Origin of the sequence: Bifidobacterium callitrichidarum (genome assembly GCF_003129905.1) — a bacterium.
Taxonomy (GTDB): domain Bacteria; phylum Actinomycetota; class Actinomycetes; order Actinomycetales; family Bifidobacteriaceae; genus Bifidobacterium; species Bifidobacterium callitrichidarum.
On sequence record NZ_QFFM01000008.1, the window covers coordinates 1 to 21,845 of the forward strand.

At 58.2% G+C, this 21,845-nt stretch carries 13 protein-coding genes; 7 read left to right on the plus strand and 6 right to left on the minus strand.

Annotation, left to right across the window (positions count from 1 at the left end; genetic code table 11):
- Positions 1-483: 483 nt before the first annotated feature.
- The 3 genes from DF196_RS04715 to DF196_RS04725 form a co-directional block, all read right to left on the minus strand.
- Complete coding sequence (locus tag DF196_RS04715; RefSeq protein ID WP_109056734.1) at positions 484-2,109, minus strand: InlB B-repeat-containing protein; 1,626 nt, start codon at positions 2,107-2,109, stop codon at positions 484-486.
- Between the two features lie 125 nt (positions 2,110-2,234).
- Positions 2,235-3,509 carry a tyrosine-type recombinase/integrase gene (locus DF196_RS04720; RefSeq protein ID WP_241519587.1) on the minus strand — a complete coding sequence of 425 codons (1,275 nt, stop codon included), beginning with the start codon at positions 3,507-3,509 and terminating at the stop codon, positions 2,235-2,237.
- Positions 3,510-3,643: 134 nt separating this feature from the next.
- Complete coding sequence (locus DF196_RS04725) at positions 3,644-5,911, minus strand: LTA synthase family protein (protein WP_158276266.1); 2,268 nt, start codon at positions 5,909-5,911, stop codon at positions 3,644-3,646.
- Between the two features lie 191 nt (positions 5,912-6,102).
- On the opposite strand from DF196_RS04725, the gene DF196_RS04730 reads away from it, so the two are divergent.
- Positions 6,103-8,133 carry a glycosyltransferase gene (locus DF196_RS04730; protein ID WP_241519588.1) on the plus strand — a complete coding sequence of 677 codons (2,031 nt, stop codon included), beginning with the start codon at positions 6,103-6,105 and terminating at the stop codon, positions 8,131-8,133.
- A gap of 44 nt (positions 8,134-8,177) precedes the next feature.
- Here the strand turns inward: DF196_RS04730 and glf are convergent, their stop codons facing one another.
- Positions 8,178-9,356, minus strand: coding sequence for a UDP-galactopyranose mutase (gene glf / locus DF196_RS04735; protein ID WP_109056737.1), 1,179 nt, complete (start codon positions 9,354-9,356; stop codon positions 8,178-8,180).
- A 214-nt stretch (positions 9,357-9,570) separates the two neighbouring features.
- Positions 9,571-10,710, minus strand: coding sequence for an S-layer homology domain-containing protein (locus DF196_RS04740; RefSeq protein WP_109056738.1), 1,140 nt, complete (start codon positions 10,708-10,710; stop codon positions 9,571-9,573).
- 317 nt (positions 10,711-11,027) lie between these two features.
- On the opposite strand from DF196_RS04740, the gene DF196_RS04745 reads away from it, so the two are divergent.
- Together DF196_RS04745 and DF196_RS04750 are read left to right on the plus strand one after the other, a co-directional pair.
- The gene (locus DF196_RS04745) at positions 11,028-12,680 is read left to right on the plus strand and encodes an S-layer homology domain-containing protein (protein ID WP_158276267.1); all 1,653 of its coding nucleotides are present in this window, start codon (positions 11,028-11,030) and stop codon (positions 12,678-12,680) included.
- Positions 12,681-12,818: 138 nt separating this feature from the next.
- The gene (locus DF196_RS04750) at positions 12,819-14,051 is read left to right on the plus strand and encodes an S-layer homology domain-containing protein (RefSeq protein ID WP_109056740.1); all 1,233 of its coding nucleotides are present in this window, start codon (positions 12,819-12,821) and stop codon (positions 14,049-14,051) included.
- A gap of 252 nt (positions 14,052-14,303) precedes the next feature.
- Here the strand turns inward: DF196_RS04750 and rfbB are convergent, their stop codons facing one another.
- The gene (gene rfbB / locus DF196_RS04755; protein ID WP_109056741.1) at positions 14,304-15,374 is read right to left on the minus strand and encodes a dTDP-glucose 4,6-dehydratase; all 1,071 of its coding nucleotides are present in this window, start codon (positions 15,372-15,374) and stop codon (positions 14,304-14,306) included.
- A gap of 245 nt (positions 15,375-15,619) precedes the next feature.
- Here rfbB and DF196_RS04760 point away from each other — a divergent pair, with 245 nt between their 5' ends.
- The 4 genes from DF196_RS04760 to DF196_RS04775 all read left to right on the plus strand — a co-directional run bounded on the left by DF196_RS04760 (position 15,620) and on the right by DF196_RS04775 (position 21,612).
- Complete coding sequence (locus DF196_RS04760) at positions 15,620-16,825, plus strand: S-layer homology domain-containing protein (protein WP_109056742.1); 1,206 nt, start codon at positions 15,620-15,622, stop codon at positions 16,823-16,825.
- A gap of 238 nt (positions 16,826-17,063) precedes the next feature.
- A complete protein-coding gene (locus DF196_RS04765; protein ID WP_241519589.1) occupies positions 17,064-18,485 on the plus strand; it encodes a DUF4854 domain-containing protein in 1,422 nt (473 codons plus the stop codon).
- A gap of 237 nt (positions 18,486-18,722) precedes the next feature.
- Positions 18,723-19,544: a fumarylacetoacetate hydrolase family protein gene (locus tag DF196_RS04770; RefSeq protein WP_109056744.1), complete on the plus strand. Its 822-nt coding sequence runs from the start codon at positions 18,723-18,725 to the stop codon at positions 19,542-19,544.
- 481 nt (positions 19,545-20,025) lie between these two features.
- Positions 20,026-21,612 carry an ABC transporter substrate-binding protein gene (locus DF196_RS04775; protein ID WP_109056745.1) on the plus strand — a complete coding sequence of 529 codons (1,587 nt, stop codon included), beginning with the start codon at positions 20,026-20,028 and terminating at the stop codon, positions 21,610-21,612.
- The last annotated feature ends 233 nt before the right edge of the window (positions 21,613-21,845 follow it).

Genomic DNA, 21,845 nt, shown 5'->3' on the forward strand with positions numbered 1-21,845 from the left:
GCGAGGCCCGCGAGCGGCGCGCGCCAAACCTTAGTGTTTCCAGTCATGTTCTGGAACCTTTCTTCTAGGGACACGGGTTCGAGCTGATTGTGATTTTTCACAACGCCTAGAAAACAATTGTTTTGCGGAATCGTGCTATTCCGTAGCGGGGTTGGGACACGACAGGACACGATGTCCGTCAGTCCTCTTGTGCAACTGGATATCAGATAAAAGCAATGACATGAATTGCCGAGTTGCATGTCTTAGACCATATGGACACGATACGGACACGATGGCTAGATGCTTTTCGGAATGTCCTTATCGGACGAGTTTTCGTGGAATACGGCCCGGTTTATTCAATCAATTCAAGTGATTCGACGGAATAAAAAAGAGGACCCCGAAGGGTCCTCTGAAAACTCCACGTCACGAATCACACTGTTCGTGTCGTGAGCATCTTCTGCCAACGGCTACATCGCATATCGCGAATCATGACGCGGCATCCGACTAGTTCAGCACGTTGACGTACATGCGGTGCAGGAACGCGGCCATATCCTGACGCACCACAGTCCAATTGCCATGGAACTTCGCGCCGTCATCATCATTCCAGCCAGTGGTTACCCCGGTTCGTGCCAACCAATCGATGTCCTCATGATGAGGCGTTTCATCATTCACATCCACAAAACTGACGCTCTCGCCCAGTTTGGGATTGGCCTGCTGGTAATCAGCGAGACGGTGCAGGAACGCTGCCATATCCTGACGTGCCACCGGGCTCATGCCTCCGAAGGTCACTGTTCCATCCTGCGCGGTGTAGCCCTTGGCTATGCCGGTGCTGGCCAGCCAAAGGATTTCCTTGTAGTGGTCGGTCTTTTCGGTCACGTCGGCGAACGGGTTCTTGGCTTTTGCCGCGTCGAAATCAGGACTGCCGGCAAGGCGATAGAGGAACGCTGCCATATCCTGACGCACCACCGGGCTCATGCCTCGGAATTCCTTGCCCTTATCTGTGTCCCAGCCGGTGGAGATGCCGGTGTCGGCCAGCCACTGGATATCCTCATGATGCGGGGTGAGGTCATTCACGTCGATGAACGTGTACGTGGTTTTGGTCTTGTTCCAGTGCGCATACACGGTGATATCACGCTTGACGGGGGAATCGAAGTTGAACGGTTCGCCGCCGGTTGCTTCGGTGTACCAACCAGTGAATTCGTAGCCCTCTCGCGTCGGATTATTGGGACGGCTTACCGTGGAGCCCTTCACCACGGTCTGGGCGTCAACCTTGTTGCCGCCCTGCGTGTCGAAGGTGACGGTAGCGGTGGAGACCGAGGCGTTGTCCACCGCCAGCGAGTACTTCAGGCCCTCTGCAGCGCCGGAGACCTTGATGTAATAGGTGTCCTTCGCAAGGCCGACGGAATCGGCTTCGTGCTGGGTGGTGGAGGCGTTCCACGGGTAGAGCATGATCTGTTCGCCCTTGTTGTTGAGCAGCGCCACATTCAGTAAGGCCAAGTCACGCTGATCGTTGGTCATAGAGATGGCCACTCGTCCGTCCGCGGGCAGAGTGAGTTTGTACCAGTCGTCATCAACGAAATTGGGGTCTTCGTTGCTCAGGAGCGTCCGGGTGAACGTGCCGTTGACGGCCTTGCCGACAGTGATGTCATCGGCGCTGGCGAGACCGTTGTTCGGTTCGCTTTCCCAAGCATCGGAAAGGGTGTAATTGATACTCAGCGAGTACTTGAGGCCCGAAGCGAGCGTCGGATCGATGCTTATGTAGTAATCACCAGCCGCTAATCCCAGCAGACTGCCTTCGTGGGAAAGTACCTTGGCGTCCCACAATTCCGCGGCGATGGTCTTGGCCGTGGAATCCTGAATCTGCACGTTCCATTTGCTCAGTTCGACGCCCTGATCATTCGTCATCTTCAACTGCACGTAGCCGGCGCCGGGCAATGTGACCTTGTAGTACTGTGGAGTCAGGCCGGACTTGCCGGAAACCGTGGTGTTTGGTTTTACGCTGGTTGCCGTCTCGATGCTATGGATGGAGTCGTTTCCGTCCGCAGCATATGATGCTGGGACGCCCACGAACATCATGGCTGTTGCTGCGATGACGCCTGACGCGGCACGCAGTATGTGCTTTCCGCCCATAATGCCTACTTTCGTTACGTTATTTCGGTTACAAATGCCAATATTCGATTATCCTCAGACTCGGACCAATGCACAATGGACATCGTCCGCTTGGTTGTGCGGTGCGGTCACATGGCGCGTTGCCGTCATTTCTTGGCCAGCAGCGTGACCTTCCGTTCCGCATCTATGGCGTCGGCCACTTGCTCGAGACGCTCGGGGAACAGGAATCCATACACGTCAAGAGTGAGACTCGCTGAGGCGTGGCCCATCTGACGTTGCAGGATTTTCACGTCCGCTCCTGCCTTGATGGCGATTGCCGCATACGAATGACGCAGACTGTGTGGGGTAAGCCCTTGCACGTCCTGCAATCCGGCCAGCTCCACGGCTTTATGCCATATTTTTCTACGCCAGTTATGGTCGTTGATGTGGCCACCTCGCACCGCCCTGAACACATATGCCGTGTCCGGTTGACCTTTGATTTGCGCTTTCAGGGCTTGAATCAAGAATTTGGGTATGGCGACGGTTCGTGGTTTGCCTGATTTCGGCGGGCCCAGTTGCTGTGCTTTCGCACTGTTTTTCCACGTGCGGCGGATACGTGCCTTGCGATGATCCAAATCCAGATCTCCCACCTGCAGCGCGAATGATTCGTTGATGCGAGTCCCTACGTAACTTTGGAATCGAATGATAAGTCCGTCCACGGGGCGTCCTATAGACTCGGCCGCGCTCGCCAGTGCCTCGATTTCGTGGATGTCCAAGAACACCAGATCTCGGTATTCCGATTTCGGTATTTCCACGTCTCGCGCGGGATTGTTGGCCAGATAGTGGGTCTTCACCGCATAATCCAGAATGCCTGCGAACACCACTTTTACAATGCTCTTCACCGATCTGGGAGATAAGGCGCGCGGTGACCGGCCGGCCGATAATGCCACGGGATAGTCTCCCGTGGAAAGCTCACTGACCCATGAGGCTATATCATCGAGAATGATTGACCCAATGGGCACATCCGCCCATTTTGGATTGACATATACGCGCAACTCGCATTCGTACCGTGCACGAACCCCTTCGCTGACTTGGTTTTTGGAACGTAGCCACATCTCCGCGACCTCTTGGAATGGCTTGCGCGCGTCATTGGGGTCTGCATATCTGCCGCTGCGCACGTCATCTTCCATGGCCGCTTGGAATGTCTCGGCGTCGGAGAGTTTCTCAAACGACTTGGAATGCTGCTTGCGTAAACCCTGTTCAAAGGTGTACCAGCGACAACGCCAGCGTTTTCCTCGACCATATCGAGAGGAACGCCATCGGTCGGGAACCTGAGCGTTGAAGGGGTCGCTGACTGCGGAGAGCGATCGTTTCGCGGTCGAGGAAGGGGGAACTCCGTTATCGTTTTTCAGCCATAGGTCATCAATCCAAACGCGAGCCATTCAACCACATTAGTTGTGTGCATGCCTCGCGTTGGGGTATTGATGTGAATGGAGCGATGGCCGGCAAAAGCCCCGAAGGCTTTCGACCAAACTTCGGTTGAGATTTTGGACAAGAACCTCGGCCACGATCGATCTCAGGATTTGTCGGAAGCGGAGGAAATTTCCACGAATCCGAGATTCTTGAGATACCCCTTGCCCACGGTCATGTCGTACTGCACCAGCCGATAATCGTCGAGCAATTGCTGCGCTTTCTTGGACAGCGAGGAGACGTTGATCTGATTGCCATTGGAATCCAAATACGTTGCCTGTCCCGTTCCGATGCCGCCGGCCTCTGCAATCAGCGTGTTCATGGCCGGCACTTCGCTGCGCAGGTCGGTGAGCATGGCAAGGAAGGGGGAGACCTTCGCGTTCATGTGTTCCGCGGCCAGCGACATGAAGTAATTGGATGAGGTATAAGCAGTTTCGTCGCTCGACAGTTTCGTGCCGGCCGAGGAGGACGCCTGATTCGACCAGATGAAGTAGTCGGTCTCGTGTAGCTTTACGGCATTGTTGGTATCCGAATTGGCGGTCTCGTAGATGCCGGGTAGATGATCGCCGTAGAAGATGACGGTGATCGGCCGGTCAATCTGATCGAGCTGTTCGAGGAAGTCCGCGGTCGCCTGATCCGTGATGTTCACGCCCTTGGCGTAGGTGTCGATGAGGTAGCGTTCGCTATCAGGCAGGCCGGAGGTATCGGTGGAGAAGAACTCGTTATCCGGATACCAGTCCGTATATGGCATGTGGTTCTGCATTGTCACCACCTGCAGGAATTGCGGATGTTTACCATCCTCATTGTTTACCCTATCGAGGATGTTCTGATAGGTCTGCTCATCGCTGACGTACGGTGAAGTGCCGAGCATATCTTGATGTTCGACCACATTGGGCTCCTGCAGTGTCCAGAACTTGGAGAATCCGAACTTTTTGTAGTTCGTATCGCGCAAATACATGCCCTTGTAGTACGGATGTATAGCCTCGGAGCCGTCTTCGCCGTATGCATCGTTCCAGATTTGGTTGAATGTAGGAGCCCACTTTTGGCTTGGCACGAGCTGTTGGTATGGCACAGCCATCGAAGGGTTGAAATTGACCAAGCTCATACCGGTGAGTGACTGGTATTCGATGTTCGCGGTGCCGCCGCCATAGCCGGGGGAGAGCATGAGGCCGGAGGTCGTCGTGTCCTTCAACGAGCGGATGTTGGGCATTGGATCATTGTCGAAGGTGACGCCGGGCACTCGCGTCGGGTCGGAGAAGCTTTCCGAAAGCAGCATGATGACGGTGCTGTCCGTCATGTTCTGTGAGCGATTGTCGTTGATGGTGTCCGCTTCGGCTGTGTATTTCTCTGCAATGGCCTGCATCGCATCCTTGCTGTATCCGGCAGGCTCGTTCATCGCCTTGTTGTACATCAGTCGAACGAAATTGACCAGTGGGCCGTTGGTATAGGCATCGGCGAAGCTGTTCCACAGGAACGGCGTATCGGAGAAAACCTTCTGCGCGGTGGCGTAGGTCCAGGAATTTTGCGCGCCAAGCGTACCGCCAAGGAAGCCGATGCATAGGGCGGGCGTCAGTGTCAATAGGATGCGCGCAGACCAGGCGAGGCCTTTATGCTTGGTGGCTTTGATGATTGCTTTGCGGCTGTCGAGAATATAGAACAGCACCAGCACACCGGTTACGATGACCAGCGTGATTACGATGTTCCGCACGAGTCCTTCCGAGCCATTGGGTAGGAAGGATGCGATTTCCGCGGCATTGCCTTTCAAGAAGGTCAGGTCTGCAGGGATTACGGGCTCGTTCCTCATCAGGATTTTAAAGTAGTTTGCCGCGGTGAAGACGGCGATGAAGATGACGTACACCGCTGTCGCCAACCAGAAACGGTTGATGAGGAACACCAAAAATGCATAGATCAGGCCGGCGATGATGCAGTTGAGCAGGTATTGATAATGCTGCTGTTCCCACATCTGCGAAACGAATTCGGCTGCGTATTTGAAGTTATCCACCGTGTGCACACCCAAATGGAGTACAAACACGGAAGACGCCGTCAGTGTGACGAACACCAGAACATAGAGCAGTACATGCGCGAACGGCTGCCAGCCTTGCCAGATCCAGCGGAGCGCTTTGCCGATGGCTCGGAAGGGTCGGGAGGCCCTATTGCGCCAGTCCGCAAGTAGCGTCGATAGATCTCCGGGTACATAGTTGTCCTTGATTTTCCGGAATTCATTCGCCCAATCAAACGATGCCTTCTGGTCTGAAGACATTCGTGGCGCTGTCGATGCAGGGAACGAAGCTGATGCCTGTGATGCTGCGGATTGGGGTTTGGTTGATTGGACTTTGCCGTCCTGCTTGCGCCCTGCCGTCCGCTTCTTGTTCATGACACCGCCTATTAACCCACTGTTCACGTACGTAGCCATAGTAGGAGGACGCCTCCCCCTGACATGTCCCTGAATATTCCCTGAAAAATACCCGTCCGAATCGCGTGCCCTATTCGCCTTGCTTTGTTGGGCATCGACCGTACAGTGTTCGTATGTCTCATATGGAGCCTCATATAGGAATAGGAGATGCTATGAGCGGTGTGGAATGGGAGAGTGTCGTCCGTGTTGTCTACCCGACTCAGGACATTGATCAGGTCTGGCCTCTGTATGCATTGGACTGGACCCAACCGATGCTCTCCGAAGCGCTCCTGGACCCGCGCGTCGATATGCAGCAGCTCGATTTGGGCGGGCTGAACCAGTCCTCATTCCAACGATTGGTGCGCCGTGGCCTTACCGGTGGCAAGGCATCCGGAGCCACGAATGCATCGTTCACGTTCGTCGACCGCGAATGTATTCAGGTGAACGCGGGGGCCCGTACGTCCCTGTGCACGTACTTCAATGCCTTCCCTGCGGGCTACTGGCGCCGCTGGACGAACGTGGATATCGTACGATTCGCCGCGGAGGTGCGCGGTGAAGGTCGGATTCTACTGTATCGCTCGAATGGTCGTGGGCTGTTCTTCCCGGCCGGGGTGATCGCCGTCAGCGGAGCCGATGAGTGGCAGTCGGTCTCCGCGGAGATTCCTATGACCGATCTGATGGACGGCGGTTTCTTCTGGTTCGATGTCGAGGCCGCGCGGAACGGCTCGGGCGTGGAGGTCCGTGCCGCCGAATGGCAGGCCCCGGTCGCCCGCCGTACTACCAAGACCAAGACCACATTGTCCATCGCCATCGCCACGTTCAATCGTGCGCCGTACTGTCTGAACCAGCTGAAGGCCATCAGCAAGGCGGCCGCCCTGCGTGAGCGGCTCGATACCATATATTGCACCGATCAGGGCGCCGATCATGTCTGCGACCAGCCGGACTTCAACGCGGTAGCCGAGGAGCTCGGTAGCCAGCTGACCTACTTGCAGCAGCGCAACCTCGGCGGTTCCGGTGGTTTCTCCCGCGGTATGTACGAGACCGTGGAAGCCGGAACCAGCTCGTACTGCCTGCTGTTGGACGATGACGCCATTAGTGAGCCAGAAGCGATTCTGCGTGCGGTGCAGTTCGCCGATTACGCCTTCAAGCCGGTGCTCGTGGGCGGCGGCATGCTCCATCTGGACAACCGCACCATGCTGTATACGCAGGGTGAGCGGTTCGACTGGCAGCGCATGTGGATGAAGCCCTCGCTTGAACTGGGATACAACCACGATTTCGCGGCCGAACCCTTGCGCGATGCCTCCGAACGTCATCAGCGCATCGATGAAGACTTCAACGGTTGGTGGATGTGCCTGATTCCGGTCAAAGCGCTGAAGACCATCGGCCTTTCGCTGCCGGTGTTCATCAAGTTCGACGATATCGAATACGGCATGCGGGCCAAGAAGGCCGGCTTCCCCACGGTGGGACTGCCCGGCGTTGCCGTGTGGCATCAGGCATGGCACAGCAAGGATCCTTCCCGCACGTGGGAGGAGTACTTCTTTGTGCGGAACCGTTGGATCGCCGCACTGCTCATGCAGCCGAACCGTCCGTTCAAGAGGATGATGTTCGAAAGCATGTACGGCGATGCCGTACTGGGCATGCGGTTCATCTACTCTGCCATGCGACTGCGTCACGAGGCGTTGCGGGACATTCTGCGCGGCCCGCAGTACATCGTGGATTCCTTCCCGACGCGCTTGGGGGAGATCCGCGAACTCCGCGCTTCCTTCCCGGATGCGCAGGGCAAGTCGAGTTTCGAGGACTTCCCGGAAGCGGAACGCGAGTACGTTTCCGCACGCCGCCACCCGCGATCGAAGAAGTTCCAGGCCAAGAACGCCATGAAGGCGGCGGCGTCCAGCTTCTTCTCCCGTGAGGATGCGTCCGGGGCGGAGCGCCCGGATGTGGCGATTCCCGCGCAGGATTCGTATTGGTGGACGTGGCTGGCGAACGGCCATGTGCGTTCGGCGTTGGTCACTTCGCCGGATGGCAATTCCGTGTCTTGGCTCAAGCGGAACGATCCGTTGTTCCGCCGCAGTATGCTGGAGTGCTACCGCTTGGTGAAGCGCATTCTGCGCGACTGGAAGCGACTGTCTGCCGAATACCGCGCGTATGACCTGCCCTCGTTGGAGACGTGGGACAAGATCTTCGCCGTGGATAAGAAGCACTAAAATACTGGCTTCCCTCAAAGAGGGAAGCCAGAGACATACGATGCTTACTTAGCCAGCAGCGGCGCGACCTGCTCCTCGTAGGCGGTGAGGGCGGTGTCGATCACGTTGTGCATGTCGTAGTACTTGTACGTGCCGAGACGACCGCCGAAGACGACCTTCGTCTCGGCTGCGGCCTTGGCCTCGTACTGGGCGTACAGGGCCTTGTCGGCGTCGGTGTTGACCGGGTAGTACGGCTCGTCGCCGCGCTCGGCGAAACGGGAGTACTCCTCCCAGACTACGGTCTTGTCCGGGTTCTGCCGGGCGGCGCGCTCCGGGTTGAAGTTCTTGAACTCGATGGCGCGGGTGTACGGCACGTCGGCGTCGGAGAAGTTCATCACCGGGCAGCCGAAGTGGTCGCCCTCGTCGTAACGGACCTCCTTGAAGTCCACGGTGCGCCACTTGAGGTCGCCGAGCTCATAGTCGAAGTAGCGGTCGACCGGACCGGTGTACACCACGGGCACGCCGGCGGCGAGCAGGGCCTTCTTGTTGTACGGCTGGGACTCGTCGAAGAAGTCGGTCTTGAGGGAGACGGTGATGCGCGGGTCGTCGATCATGCGCTCCATCCACTTGGTGTAGCCGTCCGTGGGCAGGCCTTCCCAGGTGTCCTTGAAGTAGCGGTTGTCGTAGTTGAAGCGCACGGGCAGTCGCTTGATGATGGCGGCCGGCAGCTCGGAGGGGTCGGTCTGCCACTGCTTGCCGGTGTAGTTCTTGATGAACGCCTCGTACAGCGGGCGGCCGATGAGCTGGATGCCCTTGTCGTTGAGGTTCTGCGGGTCGGTGCCGGCCAGCTCGCCGGCCTGCTCTTCGATGAGGGCTTTGGCCTGGGCGGGCGTGCAGTGCGCGTGGAAGAACTGGTTGATGGTGCCGAGGTTGATCGGCAGCGGGTAGACCTCGCCGTCGTGCGTGGCGTAGACGCGGTGCACGTAGTTGGTGAAGGTGGTGAAGCGGTTGACGTAGTCCCACACGCGCTTGTTGGAGGTGTGGAACAGGTGGGCGCCGTACTTGTGGATCTCGGCGCCGGTCTCCTCGTCGATGTAGGAGTAAGCGTTGCCGCCGATGTGGTCGCGCACGTCGATGATGTGCACGCGGGCGCCGGTGTGCTCCACCGCCTGCTGGGCGATGGTCAGGCCGAACAGGCCCGCGCCGACGATTACCAGGTCCGGATATTCAACAGCATCTGCCATGTGCAGTAAACCTTTCAATCCCTGTGTTCGATTCGGGTCTATTCTAGCGGCAGAGCCGTCCTGAATCACCTCGCACGCTTCCCAATCAGGACGTAGTATCCACAATTATCGCTCAATGACATCACTTATCCGTACCAGAGCATCCACTAACTACTGGGGGTTGCGGCCATGTGGTCGCGCCCCCCAATGTCGCACCTGTCTCATGAAGCCAGTGTCACATCTGCTTTATGAAGAAAGCGCCGCTGCCGTCGGCGCTGGCCAGAATATTGCCGGCCGTGGAATTGGGATTAAGTCCTCCTACAGCCCATGCTCCGGTCTGGTTCCGTATTTCTTTGACTGTGGTGATGCCGGGAACATAGTACTTGAATGTGCCGCAGGGTATCATTCCGCTACTCTGCGTAACCTGAGAGCTGGTGCCCTGTTCAAATGACAACGATTCGGCGTCGCATTCGATGTCGTAGCCGTAGTCTGTTTTCTGGATGGAAGAGAACCGGCCGGAAAATGTCGTCGTATTGATTTTCTCGGGTGGAACCGATTGGATGTTATCCATCTGGTTTTTCACTTCTTGGTATTTACCGGTGAAGGTTCCATCCGCATTGAGGACGAGGAGGGACTGACTGACACCCGCGGAAGGCCACCAGTAGCTTCCGGCCACCGAAGCGAACCGACGACTCGTATCGATAGGGGCAGGAACATTTCCTGTAGTGATACGGTTCAGGAATGCAGCCATGTCCTGACGGACTACAGGACGCAATCCTTGGAAAGAACCATCGGAATAACCCTGAGACACACCGGTTCGGGCAAGCCATATGACGTCCTCAGAGTGTCCTGTATGACTGTCGACATCGGCGAAAGAGACATTTCGATTGATTTCGGCTTTCACGTGGTCAGGGAATTTGGCGGCATACCGATGCAGGAACGCTGCCATATCCTGACGAACCACCGGTTGAGCGCCACGGAATTCCTTTCCCGCCGGCGTATCCCATCCTGTGGATATACCGGTGGAGGCGAGCCAAAGTATTTCCTTGTAGTGGGGAGTGGACGTGTTCACATCAACGAATGTGCTCATATCAGTCTGCGATGGTGCATAGGACGGGCTACCGGCCAACCGGTACAGAAAAGCCGCCATGTCCTGCCGTACAACGGTGCGCGAACCGCCAAACGTACCATCCTCATAGCCGGTAGTAATGCCGTTGTCCGCCAACCAGATAATGTCGTCGTGATGAGGTGTGTCATTATTGACATCCGTGAATGAGGCGGCAACTGCAACTGGCGTTACGGCGAACGATATCATCGCTGCTGCGAGGGCTCCTCCTAGAGTCTGCATGAGCTTCTTGCTTACGTTTATCACCATGCTCTTCTCGGTTTCTATGGTTTTTTACAAGTCGGAGGCGACTCAAGACCCACAACGAGACAGCCTCCAGCCGCGACGCTGGGCACCTACCCATAGCCAAGCAAACCAGAATCAGTGTCCATGATTCACAGCTTTCCTCAATTATATGCCGATTGAGGGGTCTGCAGACCATTCATGAATAGGAGCTGAACAAAGTATGAATGATTGCCCGACATGCGGTGAGAAACATATGGAAGTAACAGTTGCAAACCTGTCCTTACAGTGGTGATGCATAAGCAACACTCATGAGATCTTCTGAGAAGAAGGAAGGCAAGGCAATGAAGCGCTTAAAGAAAGCCCTGGCGCTCATCGCCGGTGTGGCGATGGCCATGTCCGGCGCTGTCAGCGTGGCACAGGCCGACGAGACTCCCAGCTATTCGGTCAGCAACGTGAGCGTGTCGGAGATTGGTGCGCACACGGCGAACGTGACGTTTGATTGGAACATTACCGGCGTCACGGCCGACCAGATCAAGGATGTCTGCTTCGTGGTGAGCGTGCAGAAGTACACGTCCATGACCCCGATTGAAAACCGTCATATCCCGTACGCCTCGGGCCCCGACGACTACAACTGCGAGAACGGAGTCAAGGACACCGATCTCTCCAAGATGACCGTTGAGCAAGCGCAGGCCATGTACAACAGCGTGTATAAGCCGAGCGACAAGGATTTCACCTTGCCCAATTGGGACAGCAACCAGTACACCGCGGCGACGATTCACGGACAGAACTTCTACCGCTACTCCAATGGGGAGGCTTGGGACGGCAGCTCGCTTAGTGGCACCCAGACCGTACCTGTCCTCGGCCTTGAACCGAATTCCACCTACGGCAACACCCATTCCTGGCTCGCCCAGACCTTCGAATCGCTCTGGGAACAGGGCGTTCGCACTGCGACTCCGATCGATTACCGCGACATGCACGTCGGCATATATGTCCACCTGAAGGATGGCTCGGCCATCCACCTCTATGATGGTCAGAACGCCGATGTTCCTGATTTCACGACGACTGCGGAGCCTGCCGCGACTACGGAGGATAAGCTGACCCCGGAGACGAAGGACAACGTCACGGTGGACAACGGCGGCAAGGTCGAAGCCGGCAAGTCCGTGCGCATCTACATCAACAACCTGAAGGAGTCCTGCAAGGCCGATGGCGTTGCCTGCTTCTGGACCGGTTACATCTACTCCACCCCACAGAAGCTGATTGGCCTCGGCGGCGAGGAGCTGAGCATCGAGAAGGATGATGCCGGCAAGTTCTATGTCGATGCCTTCATTCCGAACGGTTTGTCTGGTGATCATAAAATTGCGTTGGTTGATGAGTCCGGTGTGGTTCAGGGTTGGACCGATGTGACGGTGGATCGTGGCAGCACGAGCCCGTTCTCTGATGTGGTCAAGGACAAGACCCCGCATTACGACGAGATTCTGTGGCTGGCCGACCAGAAGATCACGACCGGCTACAAGGACGGCACGTTCGGCCCCGCCGGCGACGTCAACCGTCAGGACATGGCTGCATTCCTGTACCGTCTGGCCGGCAGCCCCACGTTCGACGAGTCCGCGGCTAAGAACCCGTTCAAGGACGTGAACAAGGACACGCCGCATTACAAGGAGATCCTGTGGCTGGCCTCCAAGGGCATCGCCGCCGGCTACACGCAGACCGATGGCAGCGTGACGTTCGACGGTCTGGCGGGCGTGCAGCGTCAGGACATGGCCGCATTCCTGCATAGGCTCGCCGACGTCGAGAAGGCCCCGGCTCCCACTGGCCAGGACAAGGCGTTCACCGATGTGGATGACAAGACCCCACATGCCGAGGATATCGCTTGGCTCGTCAAGACCGGCGTCTCCACCGGTTACGAGGATGGCTCGTTCGGCGTTGGGAGGGTCGTCATCCGTCAGGACATGGCCGCGTTCCTGCAGCGCTTGAAGACCAACGTACTCAAGTAAGTTAGGTCAGTACGCGGGACTGGCTCCTGCGTTTGCGGGTAGGGGCGGACTTGTCATATGGCAGTTCGTCCCTACCGCTTTCTGGTTTTTCTAAGGCTGTTTTGTCTCGGGGGGGGCGATTTTTGAAGTGGTGGGAACATGAGCGGTCCCATCACCGACGGGGAGTCCGTCTGGGCTTCCGAAGGGAGAAGCAAGGCAATGAAGCATATAGGGAAGGCCCTGGTCGCCGGTTTGGTGGCATTGGGCATGATGATGGCGGGTGCCGTCACGGCGAATGCGGCTGATTTTTCGGAAGGCTATATTTCCGTGACGCCGGGAACGGTGACGGCGAGCACAATCGGAAATCTGAACCTCAAATACTCAGTGGAACCTTTATTCGGAGGTGACAACCCGCTCTTTAATGGTGATGCCATCCTGACTGTGGTTCCAATCAGTCAAACGACGCCTGAGTGCCCGACGGTTGATGGTATTTCCGGTTCGCATTACGCCTATTTTGATGACGGTTGGCATATGGAGCATAGTTACCCTGACTCTCCTTCGAGTTGGTGGACTCCCGCCCCGAATGCGTTGGACAATCCAACGGCATGTGACTCGTATGGTGTGAAGTTCAAAGGGCGCGATAATCAAAAATACGACGGTCCGGTATTCCAGCAGCTTGTCCCGGCTCTCACAAAGTGGTTCGCGGACAGCAGCATCAAAGGCGTTAAATTCTACATTAATAATGAGTCCGACGTTATTGAGTATTGGTCGGATGATGTGTTGTTCGATCGGAGTTCCCAGGGTTCTGGTTCTGAGTCGACTCCGGGTTCGTTTTCTGATGTGACTGACAAGACGCCGCATGCGGCGGATATCAAGTGGTTGGCCGAGAAGAAGATTGCGGAGGGCTACAAAGATGGTACGTTTGCTCCGTCGGGCACAGTGAATCGTCAGGACATGGCGGCGTTTCTGTACCGTCTGGCCGGTTCGCCCGATTTCACGCCAGATTGGTCGAAGAATCCGTTCGCTGATGTGAGCGAGGGCTCCGATCATGCCAAGGAGGTGCTGTGGCTGGCTCAGTCGGGCATTTCGAAAGGTTATGTGAACAATGGTGTGACCACATTCGACGGTACGGCAGGTGTGCAGCGTCAAGATATGGCGGCGTTCCTGAAGCGTCTTGCCGATTTGGAGCAGGCGGCTTCCCCATCGGGTGAAGGCAAGCAGTTCACAGATGTGAATGCGGATACTCCGCATGCGGAGGACATCGCGTGGCTGGCGAAGACGGGCGTGTCCGAAGGTTACGGGAACGGTTCGTTCGGCGTGGGCGGTACGGTCCTGCGTCAGGATATGGCGGCATTCCTGCATCGTATGAACGACAACGTCCTCAAGAAGTGAGTAATCCGGAATCCTGAGGCATGGCCTTGTGCTGCCGGACTCAAGATTCTGATGGATTCAAGAGCCATAATGGGTGGTTGGAAAGTTTGGTTTCCAACCACCCATATTTCCTTAGTCGTGCTGTTACCAGGTACGGGAAAGGTAATGTGGCCGAAAGCATTTGTTGCCCAAGTTTGTAGGGGCACAAGTGCATTGACAAATGTACATTGTGACGTTGGAGTTGAAGCCATCTGGTTCCAGGCTTTTACTGGATCAGTGCCCCTGTTCGCGATACTTCTCCTCGGTAGCGGCCTTGTCTGGCATCCACCAGTCCTGATGTGCGCGGTACCAGTCGATGGTCCGGTCAAGACCGGTCTCGAAATCGGTGAATCGCGGGTGCCAGCCGAGTTCGGTCTCGATTTTCGTGGCATCGATGGCGTACCGCACGTCACCGCCCGGACGGTCATTGACATGGTCGAAGTCGTCCGGGCTCCTGCCCATGCGTTCCAGAATCATGCGGAGCACATCGATGTTGCTGTGTTCCCCGTTCGCGCCCACCAGATAGGTCTCACCGATGCGGCCGCGCACCAGAATCGTCCAGATGGCGCTGCAATGGTCCTCGACGTTGATCCAATCGCGTACGGCCAGCCCCTGACCGTACAGTTTCGGCCGGATGCCGGCCAGAATATTGGTGATCTGACGCGGAATGAACTTCTCCACGTGCTGATACGGGCCGTAATTGTTGCTGCAATTGCTGATGGTGGCCCTGAGCCCGTATGTGCGGTGCCATGCGCGGACCAGATGGTCGCTGGCGGCCTTGGATGCCGAGTACGGGCTGGAGGGGTTGTACGGGCTGTGCTCGGTGAACTTGTGTGGGTCGTCCAGCGCCAGGTCGCCATACACCTCGTCGGTGCTGATGTGGTGGAAGCGCAGATCGTGCCGGCGGGCGGCCTCCAGCAGCACGTAGGTGCCGGTCGCGTTCGTCTTCAGGAACGGCGAGGCGTCCAGAATCGAATTGTCGTTGTGGGATTCCGCGGCGAAATGCACGATGGCGTCGATTGGCGGCTGCGCTGATGTCGGCGACGGTGCGCGGTCGAGCAGCGATTCGACCAACGCCGCGTCGCAGATATCGCCATGCACAAAGGTGAGCTGGTCGGGGGAGATACCGTCGAGGTTCTCCCGTTTGCCGGCGTAGGTCAGGGCGTCCAGTACGGTGATGTGGGTTTCTGGATGATTGCGGGCCACCCAGTGCGCGAAGTTCGCGCCGATGAATCCGGCTCCACCGGTCACTAGGATATGCTGCGGAACCGTTGCGGACGATGGCGATGATGCGGCATGACTCATGCGAACCATCGTACCGATGAGGGGGACTGGGGGGTCGAAGTGGCGTAATTCCTTGCGGATGTGGCGTTTTCATTGCGATAATTCCTGCTTTTCGTTTGTTGAGGCGGTGTATCCTGAGAATAGGCTGGGAATTGTCTTTCAGCCTCGTCTCGCCGGTGGGCGAAGAGAGAAAAGAACCGGTGCGATGGCGGGCGGGTTTGCCTTTACTCGTATCGCCTCGTTGAGGGGATGAAAGGAACATTGCCATGAAACGTTTTGGTAAGGCGTTCATCGCATTGATTTCAGCTGGCGGCATATTGTTCGGTACCGCCGCGGTTGCGGAGTCGGCTGTCGCTGCCACGAGGTGGGAGGGCAAGCCTCTGTACGATTTGTCCGTCACGCCTACGACTGTGTCCACGCAGAATGTGGATCAGATGCAGTATTCGTATAGCCGTAATCTGGACGCCGAATTGCCGCCGAACAACCCGACTCCGGATAAGGTGCAAGCCACCGATGCATCCCTGATTATGGCTTTGGTCGTCGATGGCAAATCCTGCATCAATTGGGGTAAGGATTTGACCGCGCAGCCTTCGTTCTGCGTGCCTGCCGATGGTGTTTCATACGTTAACGATCCTAATAATGTGACCGCGGATAATTTGTATTCAATGTTCAAGATTGAGGTGCCGACTGATGGGAACAAGGCCCCATTCACTGTAGGTCCCACGGCATTGCCTGCGTCGCTGAAATCGATTATCACGCGCGGACTGAAGACCCCGCATGTTACCGGCGTTGATTTCTGGCTGACTGTCGGAATCGGCGACGGCAACGCCAACGGGTCGGACAGCGTCAGAGTGCAGTTCAGCTCGTCGCCTGCGCCGTCTCCTGATCCGTCGCCGTCTCCCTCGCCCAGCGAATCGCCATTCCCTGATGTGGTGAAGGGCCAGACGCCGCACTATGACGATATTCTGTGGCTCGCTAATCAGAAGATTACGTCCGGCTATGCGGACGGCACGTTTGGAGGCGGTCGCGCGGTGGTGCGTCAGGATATGGCCGCGTTCCTCTACCGTTTGGCCGGATCGCCGAACTTTACGCCTGACTGGTCCAAGAATCCGTTCTCGGATGTAAACGCGAATACCGGTCACGCCAAGGAGGTTATGTGGCTGTACTCCACCGGAATCGCCAAGGGCTTTGCCGATGGCACGTTCGGTGGAACAAAGCAGGTGACTCGCCAGGATATGGCCGCGTTCCTGCACAGGCTCGCTACATATCTGAAGGCCAGTGAGCCTACGGGCAGTGGCAAGACATTCACCGATGTGACCAGTTCCACGGCTCATGCGCAGGATATTGCGTGGCTGTCCAAGACAGGCGTGACGAATGGTTATTCGGACGGTTCGTTTGGCGGACTTCGTCCGGTGGTGCGTCAGGATATGGCCGCGTTCCTTCATAGGTTGAAGGTCAACGTGCTCAAGTGAATCGAATCGGATGCGGAGAGCGCCTGTTCGTTTTCCGATGAAGTGACTTGACTGTAATTGGCGGTTTGGTTTGTGTACGCGAACCAAACCGCCAATTGTTTTTTTGATGTACTTATCGGCCTTGTGCTGCCGTTGTCTTTTGTCGCGTACGGGGAGCGAGTACGCTTGGAATTGACGCACAGCGTTGCGCGCGTTGGGGGATGTCCTACCTGAGGGCATGCGATGAGAAGGAGTCGTGATGAGTGGTCTAAATAGTGAGCAGAATGGGCAGGTGCCTTGGGATGAGCCGGCTTCGGCTTCGGGAATCGGGTCGGGGGAGGCTCCGGCCGAGGCGATGCCGGTCGCATCGAGCGTGGAGCAGCCTACGCAGACCTTGCCGGTGTCAGACGCGACGGAGAGGCCAACGCAGGCGTTGCCGTCGTTCGAGCAGCCTCTGCAGCAGACGAAGGCGTTGCCGGAAGCGGGGGCATACGGCTCTGGACAACCCACTGAGGCGCTGCCGCCGATTGCCCAGTCGTTGCAGAATGGGACGCCGCTTCAGACTGGAGAGCCGTCGGAGACGCCGTTCGTGAATAATGTTTCTTCGCAAGGCGCGGGGGAGGCGCCGACGCAGAACTGGGCGCAGGGTGCTCCTCTTCACAATGGGACGTCCATGCAGGGGGCACCGCTGACGAGCGATGCGTCGGCTCAGAATGGCGTGCCGCAGTACGGTGAAGTGCTTCCGCAGGGCGATGCTTCTGCGCAGACAGGCCCGTTGCAGGATGGTGTTCCTCAAAGTGCGGCATATGGTGAGGCACCTGCGCAGGGTATTCCGCCGTATGGGACGGTTCCGCCTCAGGGCGTGCCGCCGTATGGCCAACCCAATCCATACGCCCAGCCCGGCCCTTATGGTCAGTACAACTACGGCACCCCGGTCCCGCCGGCCGCGAACCAGCGTTACAACGGCCTTGCCATCGCAGGCTTCATCTGCTCGTTCTTCGTCTCGCTTGTCGGCCTGATTCTGAGCATCATCGGCCTGAATCAGATCAAGAAGCAGGGTGGCAAGGGCAAGGGCTTTGCCATCGCCGGTATCGTCATCAGCGCCGCGAGCCTGGTGCTGTCAGCCATCCTGGTCATCGCCGTCATCGCGGGCGGTTGGTCGTACGCGAAGAACGAACTGCAGAACGACCTGAACGATGCGAAGTCGGACTACTCGTACAGTGACTCCGGCAAATCCGGCTCGGACGGTTCCAGCGATTCCGCCAGTGGAGAGAATCTCGACAACCTTGATGATAGCCTGGACGACACGCTCAACGACACCTTCGACGACCTCGCCAAGAGTGACACCGGCGTTTACGACTCGGTGCAGGCCTTCGTGGACTCTTCCGAGTTCCAGAAGTCCATCCAGTCCGAGGCTGATTCGCTGTCCGGTTCCGGCATCAACTTCGCGTACCACGTCGAGGGTGACACGTTGGTCTACGAGTACACGGTGAGTGACGACTACGCCGCGGCGGGCGACGCGATCGCGTCCTCGGTCTCCGCGATGAGCGACACGTACCAGTCCACCGCAAACATCCTGGGCACCATGTGCAAGACGCAGAGCGGCAAGGCGTCGCTGCGCGTGTACATGCACACCACCAGCGGTCAGTCACTCTTCGACCAGACCTGGACGGAAAAGTAGCTCACTAGTTGTTCCGGCGGCTCCCCTCGGTCGTCTCTCCGACGACAGCTCGCAGCAATTGCGGGCGGGCGATGCCCGCGTCTATCGGCTCGACTGCGTCTCGCACGATGGCTACGGACAGTCCACTGGACTGTCCGTTTAACGTCATCGTCCTCAGAGAGGGGAGCCGATTTTCTGACTTCTCCGCATGAGCGAAAGGACAGAAAAAGCCTCGATTGACGGTGTACGCTAGGCACCATGAGACTTGCACGTTTTTCGCTCAATGATTCGCCGCGCTACGCCTTCGTCCAGACCGACGAGGCCGACGGCAAGGACTACCTCGTCGAACTCGACGGCCACCCGCTGTCCGGCGGCCAGGTCACGCCCACCGGCAACCGTTACCCGCTCGACGCCGACGGCATCCGTCTGCTCTCCCCGGTCATCCCCTCCAAGGTCTACGGTCTGGCCAAGAACTACGAGGCCCACGCGCAGTTCATGCACGAGGCCGGCCACTCCGAGATCGCCCACGCACCGGAGAACATGGTGATCTTCACCAAGCCGTCCACCTCGGTGATCGGCCCGGACGACCCGATCGTGTACCCCGCCTGCTCCAAGGACATGAACTTCGAGCCGGAGGTGGCCGTGGTGATGGGCCGCATCGCCAAGAACGTATCCGTCGAGAACGCGATGGACTACGTGCTCGGCTTCACCTGCGTCAACGACGTGACCCTGCGCGACCTGCAGGGCCTCGACCCCACCTGGACCCGTGCCAAGGGCTTCGACACCTCCTGCCCACTCGGCCCGTGGATCGTGATGCGCGACGACCTCAACTGGCGCGACGCCAAGATCTCCTTCACGCTCAACGGCGAGGACGTGCCGATGGCATCCGGCACCACCGCCAACCTCATCCACGGCATCCCGGAGCAGATCGCCGCCATCTCCAGCTTCTCCACGCTGCTGCCCGGCGACGTGATCATGACCGGCACGCCGAACGCCTCCGGTCATCTCGACCCCGGCGACGAGGCCATCGTGCATGTGGAGGGCATCGGCTCGCTGCGCAACGTGATCGTGCGTGCGTGAGCCCTCGCGAACTGCATTGCGGTTCTGCGTAGAGACTTTCAAAGGCGTTATGTATGCAGCTCAACGAAAGGGTTGCATGGCATAACGCCTTTTTTGTTCTTTCAACCGTCGCTAAGTATGCGGCCGAACCAGCATGACGCATACATAGTGAGGATTTTGCGCCCCGAACCGTCACTATGTATGCGGGCCCTTCGTTCAGTCGCATACATAGTGAGGGTTTGTCCCTGCCCATACCGCGCACCCGCCGCCAGTCTCACATAGTGGGACAGGCCTTATTGCCAGGCGAACACCTGTCAAAAACGGCGTCATTCCGCCAATCGGTACCCGACGCACCGTCGCGCCCGAGCTTCTGTTTCGTCTTTGTTGCACAGCAGAAACATAGCCGCCACATTGATTCATAACATTATATTCATTCTATTGAATACGTCGGCGGCAGTCCGAGCGGACGGTCAATGGAAACGGACCGAGAGGAAGGTACGACATGCAACGCAAGATGGTTACTGCGACCGCAGCGACGGCCGGTATCTGTGCAATGGCGATGGCCCTGGCGGGCTGCGGCGGCGGTCAGGGAGGCGACGTCACGGCAACCGGCGTGCCCGAAACCGTGAACTACGCTATCCAGTCCGACCCGGGCAAGCTGAACCCGATCACCAACGCCACCGGCGACGGCGTGCAGCTGTCCACCCTCGCCTACGAATCCCTGCTGAGCATGCCCGCCGGCTCCGAGCCGACCGGCAACATCGCCAAGGAATGGAAGGCCACCACCACCGAGGCCACGTTCACCCTGAAGGACGACGTGGTCTGCTCCGACGGCACCGCCCTCAAGGCCAGCGACGTCAAGGCCACGTTCGACTACGTGATCAAGGACGCCTCCGATTCCCAGTACAACGGCGTCTACGTGCCGGAAGGCGTGGAGATCACCGCGGACGACTCCGCCAAGACCGTGACCTTCAAGACCTCCACCCCGCAAAGCTTCCTCGCCGAGGAGGTCGGCCAGCTGCCCATCGTCTGCCCGGCAGGCCTGAAGGATCCGTCGGCCATGGATTCCAAGACCTTCGGCACCGGCCCGTACTCGCTGGAAAGCGCCTCCGCCGGCCAGAAGTACACGTACGTGCGCAACGACTCCTACAAGTCCGGCCTGCCCGAGGGCACCAAGATCACGGACCTGCCCAAGACCATCGTGGCCACCGTGGTGACCGACCAGTCCACCCAGACCAACATGCTGGGCTCCGGCGACCTCAACTTGGTCAAGCTGAGCGGCTCCGACCAGGATCGCATCGACACCTCCACCTACAAGGGCACCAAGGGCGGTTCGATGCCGATGTCCCTGTTCTTCAACCAGAACACCGCGCGCCCGACCGGCACGCTTGAGGTGCGCCAGGCCATCGCCGAGGCCATCGACCGCAGCAAGGTGGGCCCGGCCATCACGTCCGGCAAGGGCGAGCTGATGAAGTCCATCATGCCCGCCGGCTCTTCGATCTGCTCCGACTCCGATTCCTCCGCCTCCATGGCCAAGACCAACGTCAAGGACGCCAAGAAGCTGCTCGATGATGCCGGTTGGAAGGCCGGTTCCGACGGTGTGCGCAGCAAGGACGGCAAGAAGCTCACCGTCAAGATCCTGTACAACTCCACCGCCGGTTCGGCCGTGGCCGCGGGCGTGGAACTGGTGCAGAAGGAGCTCAAGGCCGTCGGCTTCGACGCGCAGATCACCCCGTCCGACCAGTACACCAACGTGATCTTCTCCGGCGGCGACTGGGATCTGCTCATCAGCAGCATCTCCGCCACCACCCCTGCCGAGTGGTACGGCATCTTCTCCGGCGACGTGGTGCCGGACGGCGGCAACTGGACCTACAACGCCGACAAGACCTACTTCCGTCTCGCGGATGAGGCCGCCTCCCAAGCCGGCGAGGACTCCTGCCCCGCCTGGCAGAAGGCCGAGGACCAGCTCATGAAGAACGTGACCGTCCTGCCGCTCGCCCAGTCCTGGGACATGTACTACTCCAAGGGCTTCACCGTGGGCACCGACCCGACCGGCAACTTCCTGCCGACCACCTTCAAGGCGGCCTGAGTAGGGGCTGACGACAGTAAGTAGCGGGGACCTCCTGGCTGGCTTTCTGTGAGGGAAGCCGGTTGGGAGGTATGCCCGTTGATGTGAATGCGGTCTTTGGCCTTCACCGTCGTTGGACTACCCCTCAGTCGGCTTCGCCGCCAGCTCCCCTGACAAGGGGAGCCAAGGAAAGGGACCCGCTTCACGGCATCGTCCTCAGAGAGGGGAGCCAAGGAGAACCTCCTCCCCTCACC

Bases quoted from the DNA above. Each gene is read 5' to 3' on its own strand.
- DF196_RS04740 (WP_109056738.1), bottom strand. From the start codon at position 10,710: ATGGTGATAAACGTAAGCAAGAAGCTCATGCAGACTCTAGGAGGAGCC.
- DF196_RS04745 (WP_158276267.1), top strand. From the start codon at position 11,028: ATGAAGCGCTTAAAGAAAGCCCTGGCGCTCATCGCCGGTGTGGCGATG.
- DF196_RS04720 (WP_241519587.1), bottom strand. From the start codon at position 3,509: ATGGCTCGCGTTTGGATTGATGACCTATGGCTGAAAAACGATAACGGA.
- DF196_RS04715 (WP_109056734.1), bottom strand. From the start codon at position 2,109: ATGGGCGGAAAGCACATACTGCGTGCCGCGTCAGGCGTCATCGCAGCA.
- DF196_RS04730 (WP_241519588.1), top strand. From the start codon at position 6,103: ATGAGCGGTGTGGAATGGGAGAGTGTCGTCCGTGTTGTCTACCCGACT.
- DF196_RS04775 (WP_109056745.1), top strand. From the start codon at position 20,026: ATGCAACGCAAGATGGTTACTGCGACCGCAGCGACGGCCGGTATCTGT.
- DF196_RS04765 (WP_241519589.1), top strand. From the start codon at position 17,064: ATGAGTGGTCTAAATAGTGAGCAGAATGGGCAGGTGCCTTGGGATGAG.
- DF196_RS04770 (WP_109056744.1), top strand. From the start codon at position 18,723: ATGAGACTTGCACGTTTTTCGCTCAATGATTCGCCGCGCTACGCCTTC.
- DF196_RS04760 (WP_109056742.1), top strand. From the start codon at position 15,620: ATGAAACGTTTTGGTAAGGCGTTCATCGCATTGATTTCAGCTGGCGGC.
- rfbB (WP_109056741.1), bottom strand. From the start codon at position 15,374: ATGAGTCATGCCGCATCATCGCCATCGTCCGCAACGGTTCCGCAGCAT.
- DF196_RS04725 (WP_158276266.1), bottom strand. From the start codon at position 5,911: ATGAACAAGAAGCGGACGGCAGGGCGCAAGCAGGACGGCAAAGTCCAA.
- DF196_RS04750 (WP_109056740.1), top strand. From the start codon at position 12,819: ATGAGCGGTCCCATCACCGACGGGGAGTCCGTCTGGGCTTCCGAAGGG.
- glf (WP_109056737.1), bottom strand. From the start codon at position 9,356: ATGGCAGATGCTGTTGAATATCCGGACCTGGTAATCGTCGGCGCGGGC.